Origin of the sequence: Stappia sp. P2PMeth1, from assembly GCF_900185735.1 — a bacterium.
Classification (GTDB): Bacteria; Pseudomonadota; Alphaproteobacteria; order Rhizobiales; family Stappiaceae; genus Stappia.
The window spans coordinates 355,809-375,814 of sequence record NZ_FYAW01000022.1 but is presented as its reverse complement, the minus strand read 5'-3'; the positions used below and the strand labels follow the sequence as shown (position 1 = coordinate 375,814).

At 68.2% G+C, this 20,006-nt stretch carries 18 protein-coding genes; 5 read left to right on the top strand and 13 right to left on the bottom strand.

The features are described from left to right. Positions 1–78: 78 nt before the first annotated feature. The 7 genes from P2PM1_RS17270 to tsaD all read right to left on the bottom strand — a co-directional run bounded on the left by P2PM1_RS17270 (position 79) and on the right by tsaD (position 5,507). Positions 79–1,248 carry a M20 aminoacylase family protein gene (locus P2PM1_RS17270; protein WP_186387649.1) on the bottom strand — a complete coding sequence of 390 codons (1,170 nt, stop codon included), beginning with the start codon at positions 1,246–1,248 and terminating at the stop codon, positions 79–81. Between the two features lie 145 nt (positions 1,249–1,393). Continuing rightward, a complete protein-coding gene (locus P2PM1_RS17265; RefSeq protein ID WP_186399897.1) occupies positions 1,394–2,059 on the bottom strand; it encodes a methyltransferase in 666 nt (221 codons plus the stop codon). Continuing rightward, positions 2,056–2,478, bottom strand: coding sequence for an EVE domain-containing protein (locus tag P2PM1_RS17260; RefSeq protein WP_186387651.1), 423 nt, complete (start codon positions 2,476–2,478; stop codon positions 2,056–2,058). Before P2PM1_RS17260 ends, P2PM1_RS17265 begins: the two co-directional genes overlap by 4 nt. Positions 2,479–2,481: 3 nt before the next feature. Then, a complete protein-coding gene (locus P2PM1_RS17255) occupies positions 2,482–2,769 on the bottom strand; it encodes a YciI-like protein (protein WP_186399896.1) in 288 nt (95 codons plus the stop codon). A 115-nt stretch (positions 2,770–2,884) separates the two neighbouring features. Beyond that, positions 2,885–3,904, bottom strand: coding sequence for an NAD(P)H-dependent glycerol-3-phosphate dehydrogenase (locus tag P2PM1_RS17250; protein WP_244301546.1), 1,020 nt, complete (start codon positions 3,902–3,904; stop codon positions 2,885–2,887). Next, positions 3,901–4,425, bottom strand: coding sequence for an NUDIX domain-containing protein (locus P2PM1_RS17245; RefSeq protein WP_244301545.1), 525 nt, complete (start codon positions 4,423–4,425; stop codon positions 3,901–3,903). The genes P2PM1_RS17250 and P2PM1_RS17245 overlap by 4 nt, the downstream gene beginning before the upstream one ends. Then, positions 4,422–5,507 carry a tRNA (adenosine(37)-N6)-threonylcarbamoyltransferase complex transferase subunit TsaD gene (gene tsaD, locus P2PM1_RS17240; protein WP_371636836.1) on the bottom strand — a complete coding sequence of 362 codons (1,086 nt, stop codon included), beginning with the start codon at positions 5,505–5,507 and terminating at the stop codon, positions 4,422–4,424. The genes P2PM1_RS17245 and tsaD overlap by 4 nt, the downstream gene beginning before the upstream one ends. Positions 5,508–5,638: 131 nt before the next feature. Between tsaD and hemC the strand changes: the two genes are divergently transcribed. The 4 genes from hemC to P2PM1_RS17220 all read left to right on the top strand — a co-directional run bounded on the left by hemC (position 5,639) and on the right by P2PM1_RS17220 (position 11,269). Continuing rightward, a complete protein-coding gene (gene hemC / locus P2PM1_RS17235) occupies positions 5,639–6,574 on the top strand; it encodes a hydroxymethylbilane synthase (RefSeq protein ID WP_208985315.1) in 936 nt (311 codons plus the stop codon). A 3-nt stretch (positions 6,575–6,577) separates the two neighbouring features. Next, positions 6,578–7,285 carry a uroporphyrinogen-III synthase gene (locus tag P2PM1_RS17230; protein ID WP_186399893.1) on the top strand — a complete coding sequence of 236 codons (708 nt, stop codon included), beginning with the start codon at positions 6,578–6,580 and terminating at the stop codon, positions 7,283–7,285. Positions 7,286–8,133: 848 nt separating this feature from the next. Next, positions 8,134–9,378, top strand: a complete 1,245-nt coding sequence (locus P2PM1_RS17225; RefSeq protein WP_186399892.1) for a COG4223 family protein — start codon at positions 8,134–8,136, stop codon at positions 9,376–9,378. 61 nt (positions 9,379–9,439) lie between these two features. Continuing rightward, positions 9,440–11,269: a heme biosynthesis protein HemY gene (locus P2PM1_RS17220; protein ID WP_186394871.1), complete on the top strand. Its 1,830-nt coding sequence runs from the start codon at positions 9,440–9,442 to the stop codon at positions 11,267–11,269. A gap of 157 nt (positions 11,270–11,426) precedes the next feature. On the opposite strand, the gene acs is transcribed toward P2PM1_RS17220, so the two are convergent. From acs to P2PM1_RS17190, 6 genes are all read right to left on the bottom strand, one after another. After that, on the bottom strand, positions 11,427–13,367 hold the full coding sequence (gene acs, locus P2PM1_RS17215; RefSeq protein WP_186399891.1) for an acetate--CoA ligase: 1,941 nt from the start codon (positions 13,365–13,367) through the stop codon (positions 11,427–11,429). A 136-nt stretch (positions 13,368–13,503) separates the two neighbouring features. Then, complete coding sequence (locus tag P2PM1_RS17210; RefSeq protein ID WP_186387659.1) at positions 13,504–13,902, bottom strand: DUF1761 domain-containing protein; 399 nt, start codon at positions 13,900–13,902, stop codon at positions 13,504–13,506. Positions 13,903–13,933: 31 nt separating this feature from the next. Further along, positions 13,934–14,524: a hypothetical protein gene (locus P2PM1_RS17205; RefSeq protein WP_186399890.1), complete on the bottom strand. Its 591-nt coding sequence runs from the start codon at positions 14,522–14,524 to the stop codon at positions 13,934–13,936. Between the two features lie 334 nt (positions 14,525–14,858). Next, positions 14,859–16,298 carry an NAD-dependent succinate-semialdehyde dehydrogenase gene (locus P2PM1_RS17200; RefSeq protein ID WP_186399889.1) on the bottom strand — a complete coding sequence of 480 codons (1,440 nt, stop codon included), beginning with the start codon at positions 16,296–16,298 and terminating at the stop codon, positions 14,859–14,861. Positions 16,299–16,354: 56 nt separating this feature from the next. Further along, positions 16,355–17,818 (bottom strand): aldehyde dehydrogenase, encoded by a 1,464-nt coding sequence (locus P2PM1_RS17195; protein WP_186399888.1) that lies wholly within the window; start codon positions 17,816–17,818, stop codon positions 16,355–16,357. 182 nt (positions 17,819–18,000) lie between these two features. Further along, on the bottom strand, positions 18,001–19,326 hold the full coding sequence (locus P2PM1_RS17190) for an FAD-binding oxidoreductase (RefSeq protein ID WP_186399887.1): 1,326 nt from the start codon (positions 19,324–19,326) through the stop codon (positions 18,001–18,003). 176 nt (positions 19,327–19,502) lie between these two features. On the opposite strand from P2PM1_RS17190, the gene P2PM1_RS17185 reads away from it, so the two are divergent. Beyond that, positions 19,503–19,997 carry an Lrp/AsnC family transcriptional regulator gene (locus P2PM1_RS17185; RefSeq protein ID WP_186394876.1) on the top strand — a complete coding sequence of 165 codons (495 nt, stop codon included), beginning with the start codon at positions 19,503–19,505 and terminating at the stop codon, positions 19,995–19,997. Positions 19,998–20,006: the final 9 nt, after the last annotated feature.

The following is a 20,006-nucleotide window of genomic DNA, read 5'->3' as shown; positions in this document are numbered from 1 at the left end:
GGTGCGGCGCGCTCCTGCGCGGCGAAGGGCGGTCCGGAAGCGGATGCGGGAAGGCATCTTCCCGCATCCGCTCCTGCGTCAGGTCGACGGCATCGCCGTCTCGACCAGCTTGACCCAGTAGGAGCAGCCCACCGGGATCAGTTCGTCGTTGAAGTCATAGGCCGGGTGGTGGAGGTTGGCGCTGTCGCCGTTACCGACGAAGATGAAGGCGCCCGGACGCTCCAGCAGCATGAAGGAGAAGTCCTCGCCGCCCATGGTCGGGGCAACGTCCGTCACCACATTGTCGTCGCCGGAGATCTTGCGGGCAATGCCGGCGGCAAATTCGGTCTGCTTCGCGTGGTTGATGGTGATCGGGTAGTCGCGCTTGTAGTTGACCTCGGCCTTGGCGCCGAAGGCGGCGGCGATGGTCGGCACGATCTCCTTCAGCCGCCTCTCGGCAAGGTCGCGGATTTCCGGATCGAGCGTGCGCACGGTGCCGCGCAGGCGTGCCGTCTGCGGGATGACGTTGTCGGTGAAGCCGCCGTTGAAGGCGGTGATCGACACGACGACCGACTTCAGCGGATCGACATTGCGGCTGGCGATCGACTGCACCGCCTGGATGATGTGAGCGCCGACCAGCAGCGTGTCGACCACCTCGTGCGGCTTGGCGGCGTGGCCGCCGACGCCCTCGATATCGATCTGGATGCGGTCGGCGGCGGCCATCATCGCGCCCGGACGGATGTGGAAGCTGCCGAGCGGCTCGCCCGGCATGTTGTGCATGCCGTAGACTTCCTGGATGCCGAACCGGTCCATCAGCCCGTCGTCGACCATCGCCTTGGCACCAGCGCCTCCCTCTTCGGCCGGCTGGAAGATGACGACCACGGTGCCGTCGAAATTGCGGGTCTCGGAAAGATACTTGGCCGCGCCGAGCAGCATGGCGGTGTGGCCGTCATGGCCGCAGGCATGCATCTTGCCCGGAACGGTGGAGGCGTAGGGCTTGCCGGTGATCTCGTCGAGCGGCAGCGCGTCCATGTCGGCACGCAGGCCGATCACCTTGCCGGAGCCGTTCGACCTGCCCTTGATGACGCCGACCACGCCAGTGCGACCGATGCCGGTCGCCACCTCGTCGACGCCGAAAGCCTTCAGCTTGTCGGCGACCAGCTCGGAGGTGCGATGCGTGTCGTAGAGCAGCTCGGGATGGGCATGGATGTCACGGCGCCACTCGGTGATCTCCTCGGCGAGATCGGCAAAGCGGTTGATGATCGGCATGATGGTCCTCTGGTCTTGTCGGGAGGCATATGAGACTGCGGCGCGGCCGCGAAGAGGCGCGTATCTGACGCCGAAAACGGGGGCTTGCGCAAGTCCCGGGGCCATTATGCCGGCCGACTTTCCCCCATCCCGCCTCGCCGCTGCGTCAGGTTTCCGGCGGCAGCAACTCGTAGACGCTGGTGCGCTTGACCTCGTAGTCCTCCAGCGAGCGGTTCACCGGCACATCGAAGGTGGCAAGATGCTGCATCCGGTCCTTCGGCAGATAGGCGCGGCCCGGATCGCCGACGAGGACGCGGGAGCCACGGGCAAGCGCCCGGTCGGCCCAGGCCAGCACCCGGCTTGCCATCGGCTTTTCGTAGAAGACGTCGCCGGTCAGGATCACCTCGGCATCGGGCGGGGCAAGGTCGAGCGGATCCTCGCCTTCAAGGGCGAAGCAGACCCCGTTCAACTCCATGTTCAACTGCGCGGCGGCGAGCGCGAAACGATCGATGTCGCAGGCCGTCGCCCGCGCCGCGCCCGAGCGCATCGCCGCGATCGCCGCCAGTCCCGAGCCGGTGGCGAAGTCGTAGACGCTGCGGCCGGCGACCAGCGACGGTTCGTCGAGGATGTGGCGCGCAAGCGCCTGGCCACCGGCCCAGGCAAAGGCCCAGAACGGCGGCGGCAGGCCGATGGCGCCGAGATCGTCCTCGGTCTTCTGCCACAGCGCCACCGCCTCGTCGGCCAGGTGCAGGCGGATCTCCGGCGCGTGCGGGACCGGATGGATCCGCGTGTTCGCCAGCACGAAGGCGCGCGGATCGACGGTCGCGCTCATGCGTCCGTCAGGCCGCCCATCTCGCAGACGATCTTCCACTCCTCTTCCGTCACCGGCTGCACCGACAGGCGCATGGACGTGACCAGCGCCATGCCGGCCAGCCGCGGCTCCGCCTTGACGTCGGCCAGCGTCACCGGCTTCGGCATGTCGCGGACCGCGCGGATATCGACGCACTCCCAGCGCGGATCGTCGGTAGTGCTGTCGGGATGGGCAAGCGCGCAGACCTCGACAATGCCGACGACCTCCTTGCCGATGTTGGAATGGTAGAAGAAGCCGCGATCGCCGAGCTTCATCTCACGCATATTGTTGCGGGCCTGGTAATTGCGCACGCCGTCCCACTGCTGACCGGCGTCGCCCTTCGCCTTCTGCATCTCCCAGGACCACGCGTCCGGCTCGGACTTGAACAGCCAGTAGCGCATGCTTCACGCCTCCGGGTTCTTGATGACCCAGTTCCAGGGCCGGATCTCGACGCTCTCGAAGAGGCCCGCGCGGGCGTACGGGTCCTCGGAGGCGACAGCCAGCGCCTCGTCCCGGTTCGCGGCCTCGATCACCACCAGCGAGCCGGTCATGCCGCCGTCGTCGTTGAGGAACGGGCCAGCCGCCTTCAGCTTGTCGCCCATCGCCTTGAGGAAGGCGAGGTGGTCGGCGCGGTTGTCGAGGCGCGTCTGCAGCGCGTCCGGCTTGTCGGTGCAGATTAGGGCATAGAGCATCGGCGGGGCCTCCCGGTTCGGTTCGCGGTGAGCCGGCGCCGCACGGGCGCCGGAGGGTCATGCGGCATAGATACCCGGTTCGCACAGCTCCGCAAGCGTGGGCGGCGCTGCCGCCTCAGCTTTCCCGGCGCAGCGGCCGGGCCATCAACTGTTCGAGCGCGTCATCGACGCCGATGCGGCCAGCCAGCACCTGCGCGACCGCCGCCGCGATCGGCATCTCGACCCCATGGCGGGCGGCAAGCTCGACGGCAACGGCGGCGGAATGCACGCCCTCCGCCAGCTTGCCGGTCGCCGCGAGCTCGGCCACCGTGCGGCCCTCGCCGAGCGCCATGCCGAAGGCGAAGTTGCGCGACTGGGCGGAGGAGCAGGTCAGGACGAGATCGCCGAGGCCGGACAGGCCCGTCAGCGTCTCCGGCCTTGCGCCCAGCGTCAGGCCGAGCCGGCTGAGTTCGGCAAAGCCGCGGGCGGTCAGTGCCGCCAGCGCGCTGGCGCCCCAGCCCTTGCCCGCCACCGCGCCACAGGCAATCGCCAGCACGTTCTTCAAGGCGCCGCCGATCTGCGCGCCGAGCGGATCAGTCGAGGCATAGGGACGGAACTGGCGGCTGGCGAGCGCCAGTGCCAGCGCATCGGCCAACTCGCCGTCTTCGGCGGCCAGCGTCACCGCCGTCGGCAGGCCGCGGGCGACGTCGGCGGCAAAGCTCGGGCCCGACAGGATCGCCGCCCGGCAGCGGGGGGCGGCCTCGGCCAGCACCTGCGTCGGCAGCAGCCCGGTGTCGCGCTCGATGCCCTTGGCGCACAGCACCACCGGCAGGCCAGGTTGGGCGAGCGGAGCAAGCACCGCCCCCATGGCGCGCGTGGTCTGGGCCGGGGTTACCAGCAGCGCCGCATCGACGTCCGCGAGCGCGAAAGCAAGGTCGGTGGTCGCCGCCACCTTCGCGTCGAAAGCGATGCCCGGCAGATAGGTCGGGTTTCCCCGACCTTCGGCGATTGCCGCCACGATGTCGGCATCCCGCGCCCAGACAATAGCCTCGCGTCCGGCCCGCGCGGCGGTGAGCGCCAGTGCACTGCCCCAGGCTCCGCCGCCGAGCACCGCGATGCGGCGGATCTCCGGCGCCCTGTCCGCCGTCGCGCTCACCGGGCGATCCCCAGCCGGCGCGCCAGTTCGGCGAGCGGGGCATGAAAGCCGGTAAAGAAGCGGTCGGGGGTCAGCCGCAGCGCCTCGCCGACATCCATCCAGAACAGTTCGAAGCGGATCGGATCGCCGCCGGCCGACGGCGTCATCTCATAGTGCTCCCAGCGAGCCCGGCGCGCCTCGTTGCCCCGCAGCCGGCCATGGTAGAGCCGGCGCGCATGGATATCCCGGCCCTGGGCATTGTCGAACAGCACGGTCTGCTCGCACAGCGCATCCAGGGCGCGGGCGACCTCAAGCCCGGTTTCCTCGCGAAACTCGCGGCAGGCGGCGGCCAGATGGCTTTCGCCCGGATCGACCGTGCCACCGGGCACCTGCAGCCCGACCTCCGGCTGGTCGGGCTGGCGGAAGACCAGCACCTCGCGCCCGGCCGTCAGGTAGATATAGGCCTTGTGTTTCAGCCGATCGAAGCGCTCCGGCACGGCGTCGCACAGGACGCCCTCGAAAAAGCGGGGGTCAGCGGTCACGCCTTGGCTCCCTTGCGTCCCGATCCGATCACGGCGGCGGCCTCCGCGTCCAGCGGCCAGCGCGGCCGTGCGGGTGCATCACGTTCATCCAGAACCTCGCCGGCGGCATGCGCCTGCGCAAGCCTTTCGATGCCGGCCCAGGCGATCATTGCGGCATTGTCGGTGCACAGGCGGCCTGGCGGGGCGACGAGACGCGCGCCGGCCTTGGCCGCCTCACCTTCCAACCGTGTCCGGATCGCCGCATTGGCGGCAACACCACCGGCGATCACCAGCACCGGCTCCGCATTCGGATGACTCTCGGCGAAAAGGGCGAGCGCCCGCCGGCTCTTTTCGCCGACCACATCGGTCACCGCCTGCTGGAACGAGGCGCACAGGTCCGCGACATCGGTCGGCGACAACGGCGCATTCGCCTCGGCGGTGGTTCGAAGAGCTGTCTTCAGCCCCGCGAAGGAGAAATCGATGCCCGGCCGGTCGAGCATCGGCCGGGGCAAGGGGAAGCGCGACGGATCGCCACTCCTTGCGGCCCGCTCCACCGCCGGCCCGCCGGGAAAGCCGAGCTGCAGGAGCTTCGCCGTCTTGTCGAAGGCCTCGCCCAGCGCGTCGTCGATGGTCGAGCCGAGCCGCCGGTAGCGGCCAACACCCTCCACCAGCAGGAACTGGGTGTGGCCGCCGGAGACCAGCAGCAAGAGGTAGGGAAACGGCAGGCCGTCGGTCAGCCGTGCCGTTAGCGCATGGCCTTCCAGGTGATTGATGGCGATGAGCGGCTTGCCGGCGGCCAGGGCGATGGCCTTGGCCGTCGTCAGGCCGACGATGACGCCGCCGATCAGACCGGGACCGGCGGTCGCCGCCACCGCGTCGAGATCGTCGAATCCGACGCCGGCGTCCTTAAGCGCCGCCCTCACCAGCCCATCGAGAATGCGGATATGGGCGCGCGCGGCAATCTCGGGTACAACGCCGCCGAAGGCCTCGTGCTCGCCGGTCTGCGAGCGGATCACGTCGGACAGGATCTCGCGGCCGCCATCCGGTGCCAGGCGCACCACGGCGGCGGCGGTCTCGTCGCAACTGGTTTCGATGCCCAGCACCGTCAGCGGCCCCGCAGGAGCGCTAGCAAGGGGGAAACTTGAGCCGGCCGCATTGGCCGATGCGCTTTCAGGTCTTATCATCGCGGTTCTGCCTAACGGACGCACCCCGCCTAACACCAGGGACAAGTTTCTTGCAAACAAAACATTCCGGCCTCCCCTTGCGCATCGGCACGCGCGGCAGCGCCCTGGCGCTCGCCCAGGCGCACGAGACCCGCGACCGGCTGATGGCCGCCCACGGCCTGCCGCAGGTAGCCTTCGAGATCGTCGTCATCAAGACCTCCGGCGACCGCATTCTCGACCGGCCGCTGTCCGAGGTGGGTGGCAAAGGCCTTTTCACCAAGGAGCTGGAAACGGCGATGCTGGAGGGGGAGATCGACATCGCCGTGCATTCCTCCAAGGACATGCCGACGGTGCTGCCCGACGGGCTCGAAATCATCGCCTTCCTGCCGCGCGAGGATGTGCGCGACGCTTTCATTTCACCGAAGGCCGCGCGGCTGGCCGACCTGCCGCAGGGCGCAGTGGTCGGCTCCTCGAGCCTGCGCCGCCAGGCGATGATCAAGCGCCTGCGGCCGGACATCGAAGTGGTGACCTATCGCGGCAATGTCCAGAGCCGGTTGCAGAAGCTCGCCGACGGCGTCGTCGACGCGACGCTGCTCGCCAATGCCGGCCTGCGCCGGCTCGGCCTTGCCCATGTCGTCACGTCGCTGCTGGAGGTGGAGGAATTCCTGCCGGCGGTCGGCCAGGGTGCGATCTGCGTCGAGGCGCGCGCCGACGACGCAAAGACGCGCGAGATGATCGCCGCCATCCATGACGGAGAGACCGAGACCTGCCTTGTGGCCGAGCGCGCCTTCCTGCGCGAGCTCGACGGCTCCTGCCGCACGCCGATCGGCGGGCTGGCGCGCCTTTCCGGCGACCGACTGGTGCTGGAAGGGCTGATCCTGACGCCGGACGGGCGCACGGTGCACGAGACCCGGCGGGAGGGGACGGCGGCCGAGGCCGAAGCGATGGGCCGCGATGCCGGCGCCGAGCTGAAGCGCCGCGGCGGTCCGGACTTCTTCGCGTATTGAGCCATGGCCCATGTTCTGGTGACCCGCCCGGCGCCCGCCGCCGACCGCAGTGCCGCCCGCTACCGCGCGGCCGGTCACCAGGTCTATGTGGCCCCGCTCCTGGCCTTTGCCCGGCTCGATCCCGGGCCGGATGCCGTGCCGCCGGCAGAGGGGCTGGCAGCGATTGCGGCGACCAGCGCGAGAGGCGTCGAGGCGGCCCTGCCGCTTCTGTCGCCTGCCCACTATGCCCTGCCGCTTCACGCGGTGGGAGAGGCAACCGCTCGGGCGGCGCGGGTCGCCGGCTTTGCCGAGGCCCACGCCGCGGACGGCGACCTTACGGCGCTCGCCGCAGCGCTGAAGGCAGGTGTTCCGGCCGGCGGCGTGGTTCTGCATCTTGCCGGGCGTGACCGTTCGGGCGACCTTGCCGGGCTGCTCGCACCAGCCGGACTCGCCTGTCGGCTGGTCGAGCTCTATGCGATGGAACCGATAGGCAGCTTGCCGCAGGAGATCCGTACGGCCCTGTCAGCGCATACGGAGCCGGTGCTCGCGCCCGTCTATTCCCGCCGCTCCGCCCAGGCGCTGGCCACGGCCCTTGCCGCATGGGCCGATCGACCGCCGTTCCGCTTTCTCGCCATTTCAGCGGATGCGGGCGAACCGCTGTCGGATCTCGGACCGGTGGAGGTGGCGAAAACCCCGGACGAAGCGGGGCTGCTGGCGCTGCTGCCGGGGTGACGCCACCCGGCTGACGCCTCTTTCGAAGCTGCGGCGAAACTCCCTTCGGGGCAAATTTGTTTTGCACCGCAAGAGCGGCGAACATAGACAAAGGGGTGAGGGGCAAGGACGCCGCCGGACGCGCTATACTGGCCACGTGCCGAGAACCGGCCCCGGTGAAGGATCGAAGGGAGAGACCGTTCATGGCTGCCGACAGCAAGAAGCCGGACCCCAGCAGCACCGCTTCGAAGACCGCTGATCCAAAAGCGGGCAACCCGAAGCCGGCGACCGACACCAAGGCGGCCGCGGCCACTGGGGCGGGCCGCAAGCCGGTGACCATCGACCTGCAGGCAAAGGAGGTCGGCGCAGCGAAGGCCGGTTCGACATCGTCCGCGTCCTCCGCCAGCTCTTCCGCTTCATCTGCCGCCGCCGCGCCATCCGCATCTTCAGCGGGTGCCAGCTCCTCCGCAAAGCCGGCAAGCGGCGCAACCTCCTCCCCGTCCGCCGGCAGCGCGAAGCCCTCGAGCGCCCCCCCCTCGCCGGCAACCGCCTCGACCGCATCCGGCTCGGGCAGCACGCCCCCCGGCAGTTCGCAGGTCCCGTCCGGGTCTTCGGGTCCCTCTTCCGTCTCCTCCTCGACCACCGACGCGAAGCCGGCCTCGGCGGCGACAACTTCCGGATCCTCGCAGTCGGCGGCCGCCACATCTTCTGCATCGTCCCCGACCGCATCCTCGGCATCTGCCGGTGGGAGTGGCCCTGCCGCAAGCGCGGCGTCGAAGCCTCCACGCGACAAGCCGGCCGCAGCCGGCGACGCAAAGTCCTCGACCGGCTTCGGCGGCCTGCTCGCCGCCTCGTTGATCGGCGGGGCCGTGGCCCTTGGTGGCGTCTGGGGCGCCAATCAGGCCGGGCTTCTGTCCTCCGGCGCTATCTCGACCGAGTTTCAGTCGGCATTGACTGCAGCGCAGAGCCGCATTTCCGGCCTCGAGACGCAACTTGCCGGCCTGGCCGAGCGGCAGACGCCATCGGCTGCGGTCGAGGCGGGCCTGAAGGCCGCAGAAAGCCGCATCTCCGACCTGGAGGCCGCGTTGCGAGACACCGGTGCTGCCCCGGACGCGGCTACGGGCGCCTTGCCCGAGGAAGCCACGGCCCGCATTGCCGAGATCGAGACGGGCCTCGCCGAGTTGCGCCGTTTCGTCTCCTCCGGCGGGGCTGGCGAGAGCGCCGGTCTGGCCAGCCTGCAGGAAGCCCAAGGTACGCTGGATGCCGCTCTCAAGCAGGTCTCCGACGATCAGCAGGCGCTGACCGCCCGCCTCGGCGAACTTGCCGCCAAGCTTCCCGACACGTCGGACCTCTCGGGCGGCCTTGCCGAGCTGCGCGATCGCGCCACCACCCTCGGCCAGGACCTGGAGGACTTGAAAGGGTCGCTCACCGGTCTCAGGCAGGAGCTCGACACGCTCTCGAACGGCCAGACCTCGCTGGCCGCGCGGGTGGAGGAAGGCGTCGCCAGCCTGACCGCACGCCTGACGGCGCTGGACGACCGGCTGTCGCCGGTGGAGGCCCGCATGGGCGATGTCAGCGCGCGGGAGACCGCAGCCCGGGCCGTCGCCGTCTCGTCCTTGCGCGCGGCGATGGACCGGGGCGAACCCTATGCCACCGAGCTTGCCGCGGTCGCCTCGGCCTTGCCCGAGGGCACCGACCTGTCCGCACTGACGGCGCGGGCGGACCGCGGCGTTCCCACGCGCTCAGCGCTGAAAGCGAATTTCCCGGCCGTTGCCCGCACCATGGCCGCGGAGATCGACGCCCCCGCCGATGGCGACCTCGTCGGCGGGCTGCTCGCCAATGCCCGGGCGCTCGTCTCGATCCGGCAACCGGGCGAGAGCGATGCGGCAACGCCGCAGGCAGCACTCGGCCGCATGGAGGCGCGCGTCGACAGCGGTGATCTCGCCGGAGCGCTGACTGCCTACGAGGAACTGCCGCAGACGGTGCGCGCCGCCGGCGCGGACTGGGTCGCAGATGCGCGGGCACGGCTTGCCGTCGACGCGTTGATGGACCGGGTAACCGGCGACGTGCTGAAATCGATGGGCGGATCGGCCGCGCCCGCCGCATCGAACTGACAAGCGCCGCGCCAGGTACGCGCCAACCGCCGGGCAACGAGCCGCCGGGAGTAGAGACGACATGATCCGCTTGCTGATTTTCATCGCCCTGATCTTCGCAGCCGCACTTGGCATGGCCTGGATCGCCGACCGGCCAGGCCTCGTCACACTGGACTGGCAGGGCTATCGGATCGAGACCGGGCTGATGACCGCGGCCGTGGCGCTGCTGGCTTTGCTCGCCATCGGCATCTTCCTGTGGAACCTGGCGCTGTTGCTGATGCGCTCCCCCGGCCTTGTCGGCCGCTTCTTCCGCCGCCGCCGCCGTGATCGCGGATATGATGCCCTGTCGAAAGGCATGCTGGCACTCGGCGTCGGCGATGCTGCCAGCGCCTCACGCCATGGCGGCGAGGCGGCAAAACTGCTCGGCCACGAGCCGGCAGCCGCGTTGCTGCTCGCCCAGAGCGCCCAGCTCGCCGGCCGCCACGAAGAGGCGCGCGGCCGCTTCGAGGCAATGCTGGAGGACCCGAGTCTCAGACCGGTCGGTCTGCACGGGCTCTATGTCGAGGCGGAGCGCGTCGGCGAGCCGGTCGCCGCCCGTCACTATGCCGAAGAGGCGGCGAAGCTGGTGCCGGGCCTTGCCTGGGCCGGCCGCGCGGTGCTCGGCTACCAGGCCGTCGCCGGCGACTGGGCCGAGGCAATCCGCTCGCTGGAGCGCAACTACGCCGCCAAACTGGTCGACAAGAAGACCTTCCGGCGCCACAAGGCGGTGTTGCTCACCGCCCAGGCGCTGGAACTGGAGGACCGCGATCCCGACCAGGCCAAGGGGCTGGCCTCCGAGGCGCATGGGCTCGCGCCGGACCTGGTGCCAGCCTCCGTCGTCGCGGCAAGGCTTGCCACCCGGCGCGGCGACATTCGCAAGGCGATGAAGGTGGTCGAGGCCACCTGGAAGCTCTCTCCGCATCCGGACCTGGCCGATGCCTATGCCCATGCGCGCACGGGCGATTCTGCGCTCGACCGGCTGAAGCGCGTCAAGGCGCTGGCGGCGCTGCGCGCCCACAATGCGGAAGGCGCATTGGCGCTGGCGCGCGCCGCGCTGGAAGCCTCGGACTATGGCCTCGCCCGTGCCCAGCTCAAGGCGGCGATGACGCTGGAGCCGACCCGCCGCGTGTTCCTGCTGATGGCGGAACTGGAGGAAAGCCAGCACGGAGACCGTGGCCGCGTGCGCGAGTGGCTCGCCCGCGCGGTGCGCGCGCCCGCCGATCCGGCCTGGGTCGCGGATGGCGTGGTCAGCGAGACCTGGGCTCCGGTCTCCCCGGTAGATGGCCGGCTCGACGCCTTTGTCTGGACCTCGCCCCCCGCCATGCTCGACCATCACGACACCTCGCTTGAAGCGCTGGATGAGGCGATGTTCGAGGCGCTGCCAGCGCTCGCCGCCTCTATACCCGCGACACCGGAGGAGGTTGCCGCCCTCAACGCCGGCCCGGCAGTCGAGGTCCTGCCGGCCGATTCCGCGTCGGTCAGTGAACCGAAAGCACCCAAGTCCACGGCAGAGGAGGCGAAGCCTGCCGCAGCCGAACCGGCGGCGCTAGCGCCGGACGCGGGTTCCGCAGAGCCTGCACCGGCCGCACCCACTCCTGAACCGGATGCCCTCAAGCCGGACGCTTCCAAGCCGGAGGCTCCCGGCGGCAAGGCAGCGGCTGTTTCAACCAGCAGCACCGCGCCCCTGCCGGCGGCGACCGTCGCCCCGCCGAGCAACACAAGCGGCGCCGATGCGAAGGGCGCCGCGACCAGAGAGCCGGATCTGGCGCGACCGATCGAGTTTCCGTTGAAGCATATGCCCGACGATCCCGGCCCGGATGCCGGCGAGGATGTTGAGCCGGCAAAGAAGCCCGGCTACCGCTTCTTCAACTGACGGCGGTCCCCGGACCTGCCCGCCGCCGCGTGCGCAGGTCCATCCGGCCACGGGGTCGAGGACGAGAACGGAAAGGGGCGCGGATAACACCCGCGCCCCTTTCTGCTTTTGGCATTTTCCAAGTCGTTCGGGAGGTCCCGTACCCGGTGACCGTGCTTCAGGCGCCGCGGTTCTGGCGGTTCTCGATCAGGTCGTCGACCACCGCCGGATCGGCCAGGGTCGAGGTGTCGCCGAGATTCTCGAAACTGTCCTCGGCGATCTTGCGCAGGATGCGGCGCATGATCTTGCCAGATCGGGTCTTCGGCAGGCCGGGAGCGAACTGGATCAGGTCCGGCGAGGCGATCGGGCCGATCTCCTGACGCACCCAGGCGCGCAGTTCCTTGGCAAGCTCCTCGGTCGGCTCCTCGCCGGCCATCAGCGTCACATAGACATAGATGCCCTGACCCTTGAGATCGTGCGGGTAGCCGACGACGGCAGCCTCCGAGACCTTGGGATGAGCGACCAGCGCCGATTCGACCTCGGCGGTACCCATACGATGACCGGAGACATTGATGACGTCGTCGACGCGGCCGGTGATCCAGTAGTAGCCATCCGCGTCCCGCCGGCAGCCATCGCCGGTGAAGTACATTCCCTTGTAGGTCGAGAAATAGGTCTGCACGAAGCGCTCGTGGTCGCCATAGACCGTGCGCATCTGCCCCGGCCAGCTATCGATGATCACCAGGTTGCCTTCTGCCGCTCCTTCCAGGATCGAACCTTCCGCATCCACCAGCGCCGGCTGTACGCCGAAGAAGGGCCGCGTGGCGGAGCCCGGCTTCAACGCGGTAGCTCCCGGCAGCGGCGTAATCAGGATGCCACCCGTCTCCGTCTGCCACCAGGTGTCGACGATCGGGCAGCGGCCGTCGCCGACATTCTCGTGATACCAGATCCAGGCTTCCGGATTGATCGGCTCGCCGACCGAGCCAAGAATCCTGAGCGACGCGCGCGAGGTCTTCGTCACATGCTCGGTGCCGGCCCCCATGAGCGAGCGGATCGCCGTCGGCGCGGTGTAGAAGATCGTCACCTTGTGCTTGTCGACCACCTCCCAGAACCGCGCCGGCGAGGGATAGGTCGGAATGCCTTCGAACATCAGCGTGGTCGCGCCGTTGGCCAGCGGACCGTAGACGATGTAGCTGTGACCGGTCACCCAGCCGACATCCGCCGTGCACCAGTAGATGTCATCGTCCTTGCAGTCGAAGACATACTGGTGAGTCATCGAGGCATAGACGAGGTAGCCGCCGGAGGTGTGCAGCACGCCCTTGGGCTGACCGGTCGAGCCGGAGGTGTAGAGGATGAAGAGCGGGTCCTCGGCGTTCATCTCGACCGGCGGACAGACGTCGGATACGCCCTCGCGCGCCTCGTGATACCAGACATCCCGGCCGTCCTTCATGGCGACACTGCCGCCGGTGCGCCGCACCACCAGCACCTTGTCGACCGGAGCCTTCTCCACCGCCTTGTCGACATTGGCCTTGAGCGGCACCTTGCGTCCGCCGCGCAATCCCTCGTCGGCGGTGATCACGACCTTGCTCTCGCAGCCCGAGATGCGCTGCGACAGGCTGTCGGGCGAGAAGCCGCCGAAGACGATCGAATGGATCGCGCCGAGCCGGGCGCAGGCCAGCATCGCATAGGCGGCCTCGGGGATCATCGGCAGATAGATCGTGACCCGGTCGCCCCTGGAAACACCGAGATCCTTCAGCACGTTGGCGAAGCGGTTCACCTCGCCGGCGAGCTCCCGATAGGTGATCACCCGGTGCTCGGCCGGGTCGTCACCCTCCCAGATGATCGCCGGCTTGTCGGCACGGGTGGCAAGATGCCGGTCGACACAGTTGGCCGAGACGTTCAGCGTGCCGTCCTCAAACCACTTGATCGAGACATTGTGCGGGTCGTAGGAGGTGTTCTTGACCTTCGTATAGGGCTTGATCCAGTCGATCCGCTTGCCATGCTCACCCCAGAACGCTTCCGGATCGTCGACCGAAGCGGCGTACATCTCGTTGTACTTCGCCTCGTCGACCAAGGCCGACGCGGCGATCGCCGACGGAACCGGATAGAGATTTTCGGACATACGGAACCTCCCAGTATCTCAAGGTGCGCGCGCAACAGGCAGCGCCCCCTCGTTGTCGCCGCGCATTATGAGGATCGCGGCTCGGGCCGTCCACTTCGCAACAATCGTTCTTTCGTAGGCAGGGAAGGACGTTGCGTCAGCTCATCAACCCGAGGATCACCCCCTGCACCAGCAGTACCGCAAGCCAGTGGCCGCCGTCGATCAGGGTCAATCCCCATGAGGCCCCCTGGAAACGGTGATTGACGGTCAGGCTGGTGGCAAAGAAGCCTGTCCAGACCAGCACGGCGGAGAGCACTCCGTTGCCGACGCTCATCGGCCCGGCGTGGTAGATGATGCCGGCGAAGATCAGTGCCATCAGCAACTGGCACAGGAAGCTGGTGACCAGAAGCAAAGGCCGGAGGCGAAGTTCGGTCTCTGTCAGGCGCGCGGCGCGGGCCCAGAGTTTGCCGAAAAGGCCGTACCACACAGCCCCGGCGGCAAAAGAAGCAACCGCTGCCGCCAACACGGCAACGAGATCGATACCGTCGAACATCATCAGCCGAACCCGTCCTTCCGTTTCGGTCGCTTCAGGCGACCAGAGTTTCCAGCCCGGCCCGCTCAAGACCGGCAGCAAGATCCTCCAGGACCTTGCGCCGCTCAGCCGCGTCGCCCGCCAGCAGATGCACCAGCACAGCGTCCCGATCCCCCTCCGCTGCAAGGGCAAGGGCACGAGGCAGGGCCGGTCCGCGCCGGATGCCGTCGCGGTCGATCTCACCGATCCACACACGCCGCACGGAGCCGGCGGCCGATGCTGCGCCAAGACCGATCACCGCCACAGCGTTGCGGAAATCCTCCAGGGCGTCGAGGCTCACTCGGGAAAACAGGTAGCGCCGGCCGGAGGCTCCGGCAAGGTAGCGATAGCGGTCGCCGAGGCCGAGCTCTTCGGCCGCTCTTGGAGAACTGGCCTGAGCCCCTGCCGGTTGTTCGGCCCGCGGTTCCGCCTCCGCCCCGTCCGGCGCTGCGACCTGCCTCCCGATCCGCCTCGCGTCCGGAGGCGCGCAATGCGCAACCGGCCCCGCCGCCGGCGGAGCGGTGGAGGAATGTTCCTTCCCGGCAGTTCCGCTGTCATCGACATCTGCGGGGATGCCTGGGGGCAGGGTCGCGACAGGTTCGATCATGCAGGGATACTAGAACATACCATGAACCTTCGCCAGCACAAAAGCACCGCCGGCAGCGGGCCTGACTTAGGTCGTGGCCTCATGCTTTTGCCGGAAACGGAGTCTGCCCCGGCAATGATATGCCAGGAGGTTCGCGCAGACCGTTTCTCGCCGGAATTATGAGGTCACAGCCTAGTGTGGTGAATTTGAAATACGCCTCATTTTTGCAGCGTGCTGGTGAGCGTATTTCAAATTCGAAAACCACACTAGAAACATAGACTTGCTAGTCACCCTTTTGAATCTGAAGTTCGTTCAGAGCATGCCGAGACATGTGACGAACTTCAGATTCGGGTGACTAGAGCCCGCCGAAGTGGAACGCCTTCGTCTCCAGATATTCCTCGATCCCCTCCTGTGCACCCTCGCGTCCAAGGCCCGAGGCTTTCACGCCGCCAAAGGGCGAGACTTCATGGCTCAGCGCCCCGGTGTTCAGCCCGACGATGCCGAATTCCAGCGCCTCGCCGAACCGGAACGCCCGCGCCATGTCGCGGGTGTAGAAATAGGCGGCAAGGCCGAAGGGCGTGCCGTTGGCCAGCGCCAGCGCTTCGGCCTCGGTCTCGAAGCGGAAGATCGGCGCGACCGGCCCGAACGTCTCCTCGCCCGCCAACCGCATGTCGGGCCGTGCACCGGCCAGAACCACCGGATCTGCATAGTTCGAGGGCAGGTTGCGGGCCCGCGTGAGGCGCGTGGCGCCCTTATCCAGCGCATCAGCCACATGGGCGTTGATCTTGTCGATGGCTGCGACGTTGATCATCGGCCCGATGGCGACACCGGTCTCTGTTCCCGGCCCGACCTGCAGGGCATCGACGCGCGCGGCCAGTCTTTCGGCAAAAGCATCATGGATGCCCGCCTGCACCATGATCCGATTGGCGCAGACGCAGGTCTGCCCGCCGTTTCGGAACTTCGACACCATCGCGCCTTCGACCGCCGCCTCCAGATCGGCGTCGTCGAAGACGACGAAGGGCGCATTTCCACCCAGCTCCAGGCTCAGCCGCTTCAATGTCGGGGCGCATTGCCCGGCCAGAAGCGCGCCGACGCGGGTTGACCCCGTAAAGCTCAGCTTGCGGACGACCGGGCTCCCGGTCAGGGCCGCGCCAATCGCCTCGGGTCTGCCGGTCAGGATGTTCAGCACACCCGCTGGGACCCCCGCGCGTTCGGCCAGAACCGCCAGTGCCAACGCCGAATAGGGGGTAAGGTCGGACGGCTTGACCACCATCGTGCAACCTGCCGCAAGTCCGGGAGCCACCTTGCGGGTGATCATCGCGATCGGGAAGTTCCAGGGCGTGATGATGGCACAGACGCCGACCGGCTCCTTCAGCGCCAGGATCTTCTTGCCGGCCACTGGCGAAGGGATGAGCTTGCCGTTGATGCGCCGCGCCTCTTCCGCGAACCAGCGCACGAAGCTGGCGCCATAAGCGACCTCGGTGCGGGCTTCCGAAAGCGGCTTGCCCTGTTCGGCGGTCAGGATCTGCGCCAGATCCTCCGTGTTTTCCAGCATCAGGTGATACCAGCGCATCAGGATGTCGGCGCGCTGTTCATGGGTCCGGGCGCGCCAGTCAGCCATCGCCCGCTCAGCGGCGGCGATGGCGGCATGGGTTTCATCCGCCGTGCAGTCCGGCAATCGCCCCAGCACCGCTCCGGTGGCGGGATCGTTCACGTCCATCTCGGGACGGGTCAGCCACTGACCGTCGATCAGCGCGGCGTTGCGGAACAAGTCAGGGTCTTGCAGCTTCATCATGTCTCCTCCAGCGCGGCAGGGAGTGCCGCTGCAGTCGCAGTGCAGTTTCAGGGCCGTCACAGGGCGATCAGCACGGACTTCGAACGTCGGTTCGCGCGATAGGCCTCGCGGCCCAGATCCTTGCCAAGCCCGCTGGCCTTCCATCCGCCTGTGGGCAGGATGTGGTCGCGCGAGCGGTTGTAGCGATTGACCCAGACCGTTCCGGCCTGGAGTTGCCGCGTCAGCCGCAATCCGCGGGACAGGTCCCGGGTGAACAGGCCGGCACAGAGGCCATAGGTCGGATGCGCGGCCAACTGCATCGCCTCGTCCTCGGTCTCGAAGGTCTGGAAGGTCGCCACCGGACCGAAGATCTCCTCCGTCACCGCCGGGTTGGATGCCTCCACGCCGGCCAGAAGCGTGGGCCGGTAGTAGCTCCCCTCCCCCTCGAACCTGTCGCCGCCGCAAACGAGGTCCGCCCCGGCACGGCAGGCCGCCTGCACGATGCCGTCGATACGCTGGAGCTGGGTCTGCGAGATAATGGGCGAGAAGCCAGGCGTTTCGAGCCAGGTGGCGGCCGGGCGCTCGGCCGCGAACCTTGCGACCAGCCGGGCCGCCAGATCTTCGGCAATCGACCGGTGCACGATCATCCGCGATCCGGCGACGCAGAACTGCCCCGCATTGGGAAGGATGCCGCGCGCAAGACAGTCAGCCGCAAGATCGAGGTCCGCATCGTCGAAGACGACCATCGGGCTTTTGCCGCCCAGTTCCAGTGTCATCGGCCGGATACCCGCCTGCGCCACGTTCCGCATGATCAGGGCGCCGGCCCGCGTCGAGCCGGTAAAGGAGATCTTGGCAACCTCGGGATGAACGGTCAGCGCCTTGCCCGTGACCTCTCCGTCCCCCAGCACCACATTGACAAGCCCCGGCGGGATCCCGGCCCGGACCGAGAGCTCGGCCATGTAGAGGGCGGACCAGCTCGTCAATTCCGACGGCTTCAGGACGACCGCATTGCCCGCCGCCAGGGCCGGCGCCAGCTTCCACGCCGCCATCGATATCGGAAAGTTCCAAGGCGTGATCGCCGCGACTACGCCATAGGGCTCATCCGAGATCCAACCGACCTGCCGATCCGATGTCGGCACGAGGTCGCCCCCTTCCTTGTCGGCGAACTCCGCGAAGAAGCGGATCTGCTCGGCCGAAACGGGAATGTCGCCGGCGATGACGTCCGCATAGGGTCGCGACGAACAGATCGCCTCCAGCCGGGCGAGGGTCACCGCCTCGGCTTCGATCAGGTCGGCCCACCGGTGCAGCGCGCGCAGCCGGTCTCGCGGGGGACAGTTTCCCCACCCTGTGCGCCGCAGCGCGGCGCCGGCCGCAGTCACGGCATGGTGGACGACATCGGCATCGCCGCGCGGCACGCCCTGCAGAAGACGGCCGTCCGAGGGGGCCGTCACGCCGATCTCCGCTGCCCCCGCGACATACCGCCCATCGATGAAATGGGCGGACGTGAGGGACACGTCGGACGGGTCGAAGGCGAGACTCATTTCGGGACCTCTTCGGGCACGCAGCGTGACTGGAAGAAGGTGCCGCCCGCGAAGCAGCGAATGCTGTCGTATGGGTCCAAGTCGCAGCAGATTCCGCCGTTGTCGCTTCCTGTCCGACAGAAGATTGCGCGGGGCGCGGCCGGGTGTCCGGCGCAGGCCGGACCCCGCCGGCATGGACGGCGTCAGAACTCGGCGACCTTGCCCCATTGGCTGTGGCCGAACCGGGCCAGCCGATACTGTGCCGTCTCCGTGATCGGGGTCCGGCCCAGGATCAGGTCGGCGATCAGATGGCCCACTCCCGGCCCGATGCCGAAGCCGTGGCCCGACAATCCTGCCGCCAGGACAAGACCGGGAATTCCGATGTCGGCGTCGATCACCGGGACCCCGTCCGGGGTGCTGTCGATATAGCCGGCCCAGGCGGCCTGGACCGAAGCCGCGCGCAGGGCCGGCAACAGCGCCTGTGCCCGGCCCAGGGTTTCCGCAATCACCCGGGAGGATGGCCGGGGATCGAGAATGCGTGTCCGCTCCATCGGCGTCGGCCGGTCCAGAGCCCATCTCCGGCGCGTCTCGAACCCGGCGGCCCAGCCTTGCCAGCCGCCGGGGCGCAGCGACCGCCAGCGCCGGGCGAACATCGGCAGGAAATGCCGCACCCCGGCGAGCGCCCCGGGAGTCGGATCCAGGCTGGCATACCCGGAAATGGCCAGCGTACGGCCGCCGTCACCGCGCCGCGTCACCGAGACGGCAGCGGTGTGCAAGGCATCGGGCAGTCCGTCAACTCCGGGTGCCAGAGCAAGGATCGAGCTGCGCACCGAAGCCTGAGGAAAGACGATCCCCAACTGGTGCAGGAAACTTGCCGACCAGGCACCGCCTGCCACCACGACCGACGCCGTGCGGATCCTTCCAGCCTCGGTGATCACACCGCAGACGCGGCCGGCCTCCAGTTCGATCCCTCGCGCCGCACAGGCCTGAACCACATGTCCGCCGTGTTTCTCGATGCCGCGCGCGATCATCGGCGCAGCGCGCGCCGGATCCGCGATGCCATCGGTTGGCGACCAGACACCCCCGAGCCAGGGTCGCCCGGTCGCTGCGCCGCGGGCCGTCGCCTCCTCGGCGGTCAACATCCGCGTGTCCACGCCGACCCCGCGCGCGAACCGGCCCCACTTCGCCCAGCCCTCGAGCTCCACCGGATCGTTGGACAGATACAGAAGGCCGCAACGGGAAAAACCCAGACTGTCGCCGATGTCCGCGGCCATAGCCTCCCACAAGTCGAGACTGCGGGTGGACAGCGGCAGTTCGCGAGCATCGCGGTTCTGCTGGCGGCACCAGCCCCAGTTGCGGCTGGACTGCTCGGCTCCCACGGCCCCCTTTTCCAGGAGAACGACGGTCTGCCCGGCCCTCGCAAGCCAATACGCCGCCGACACCCCGACGATGCCGCCACCGATCACCACGCAATCTGCAACCGGCGGCAGAATGTTCGGCGTGTCGATGAGCAGCAGCGGCGCGGACATGTCGGGCTCCCTTGATCTCGCACACCCTAGCCGGGGCGACACAGTGCAATGTTCCGGAATATCGGGGCCGGACGGCATTTCCTGTTGAACGGACGTAGGAAATAGAATGCTCTAGATCAGGATAGCGCCTTACGCTCCGCAGGGAGTTGGGAGCGGCGCGCTTGCGGGGCATGGGTATGACGACACCGTATAAACTCGACAGGATCGACATCAGGATTCTGGCCGTGCTGCAACGCAACGGCAGAATCACCAATGTCGAACTGGCCGAGGAGGTGCACCTGTCACCGTCCCCTTGCCTGATGCGGGTGAAGAAGCTGCAGCAGGCGGGCTATATCACCGGCTACACGGCGCAGATCGATCTGGCCCGACTTGGCGAGACGCTGACCGTCTTCACCGAATTCACCCTCAAGAACCACCGCCAGATCGACTTCGCCCGCTTTCAGGAGGCGCTGGAGAAGATCGACAGTTGCGTCGAGTGCCATCTTGTCTCCGGCGGCTACGACTATCTGGTCAAGTTCGTCACCTCGGGCATCGCCGACTACCAGACAATCCTGGAAGGGCTGATCGACCGGGACATCGGGATCGACAAATATTTCAGCTTCGTCGTTCTGAAGACCCCTTTCGTAAAACAGCAGATCCCCCTCACCCGCCTGTTCGTCGACCGCGACTGATCCCCCGCT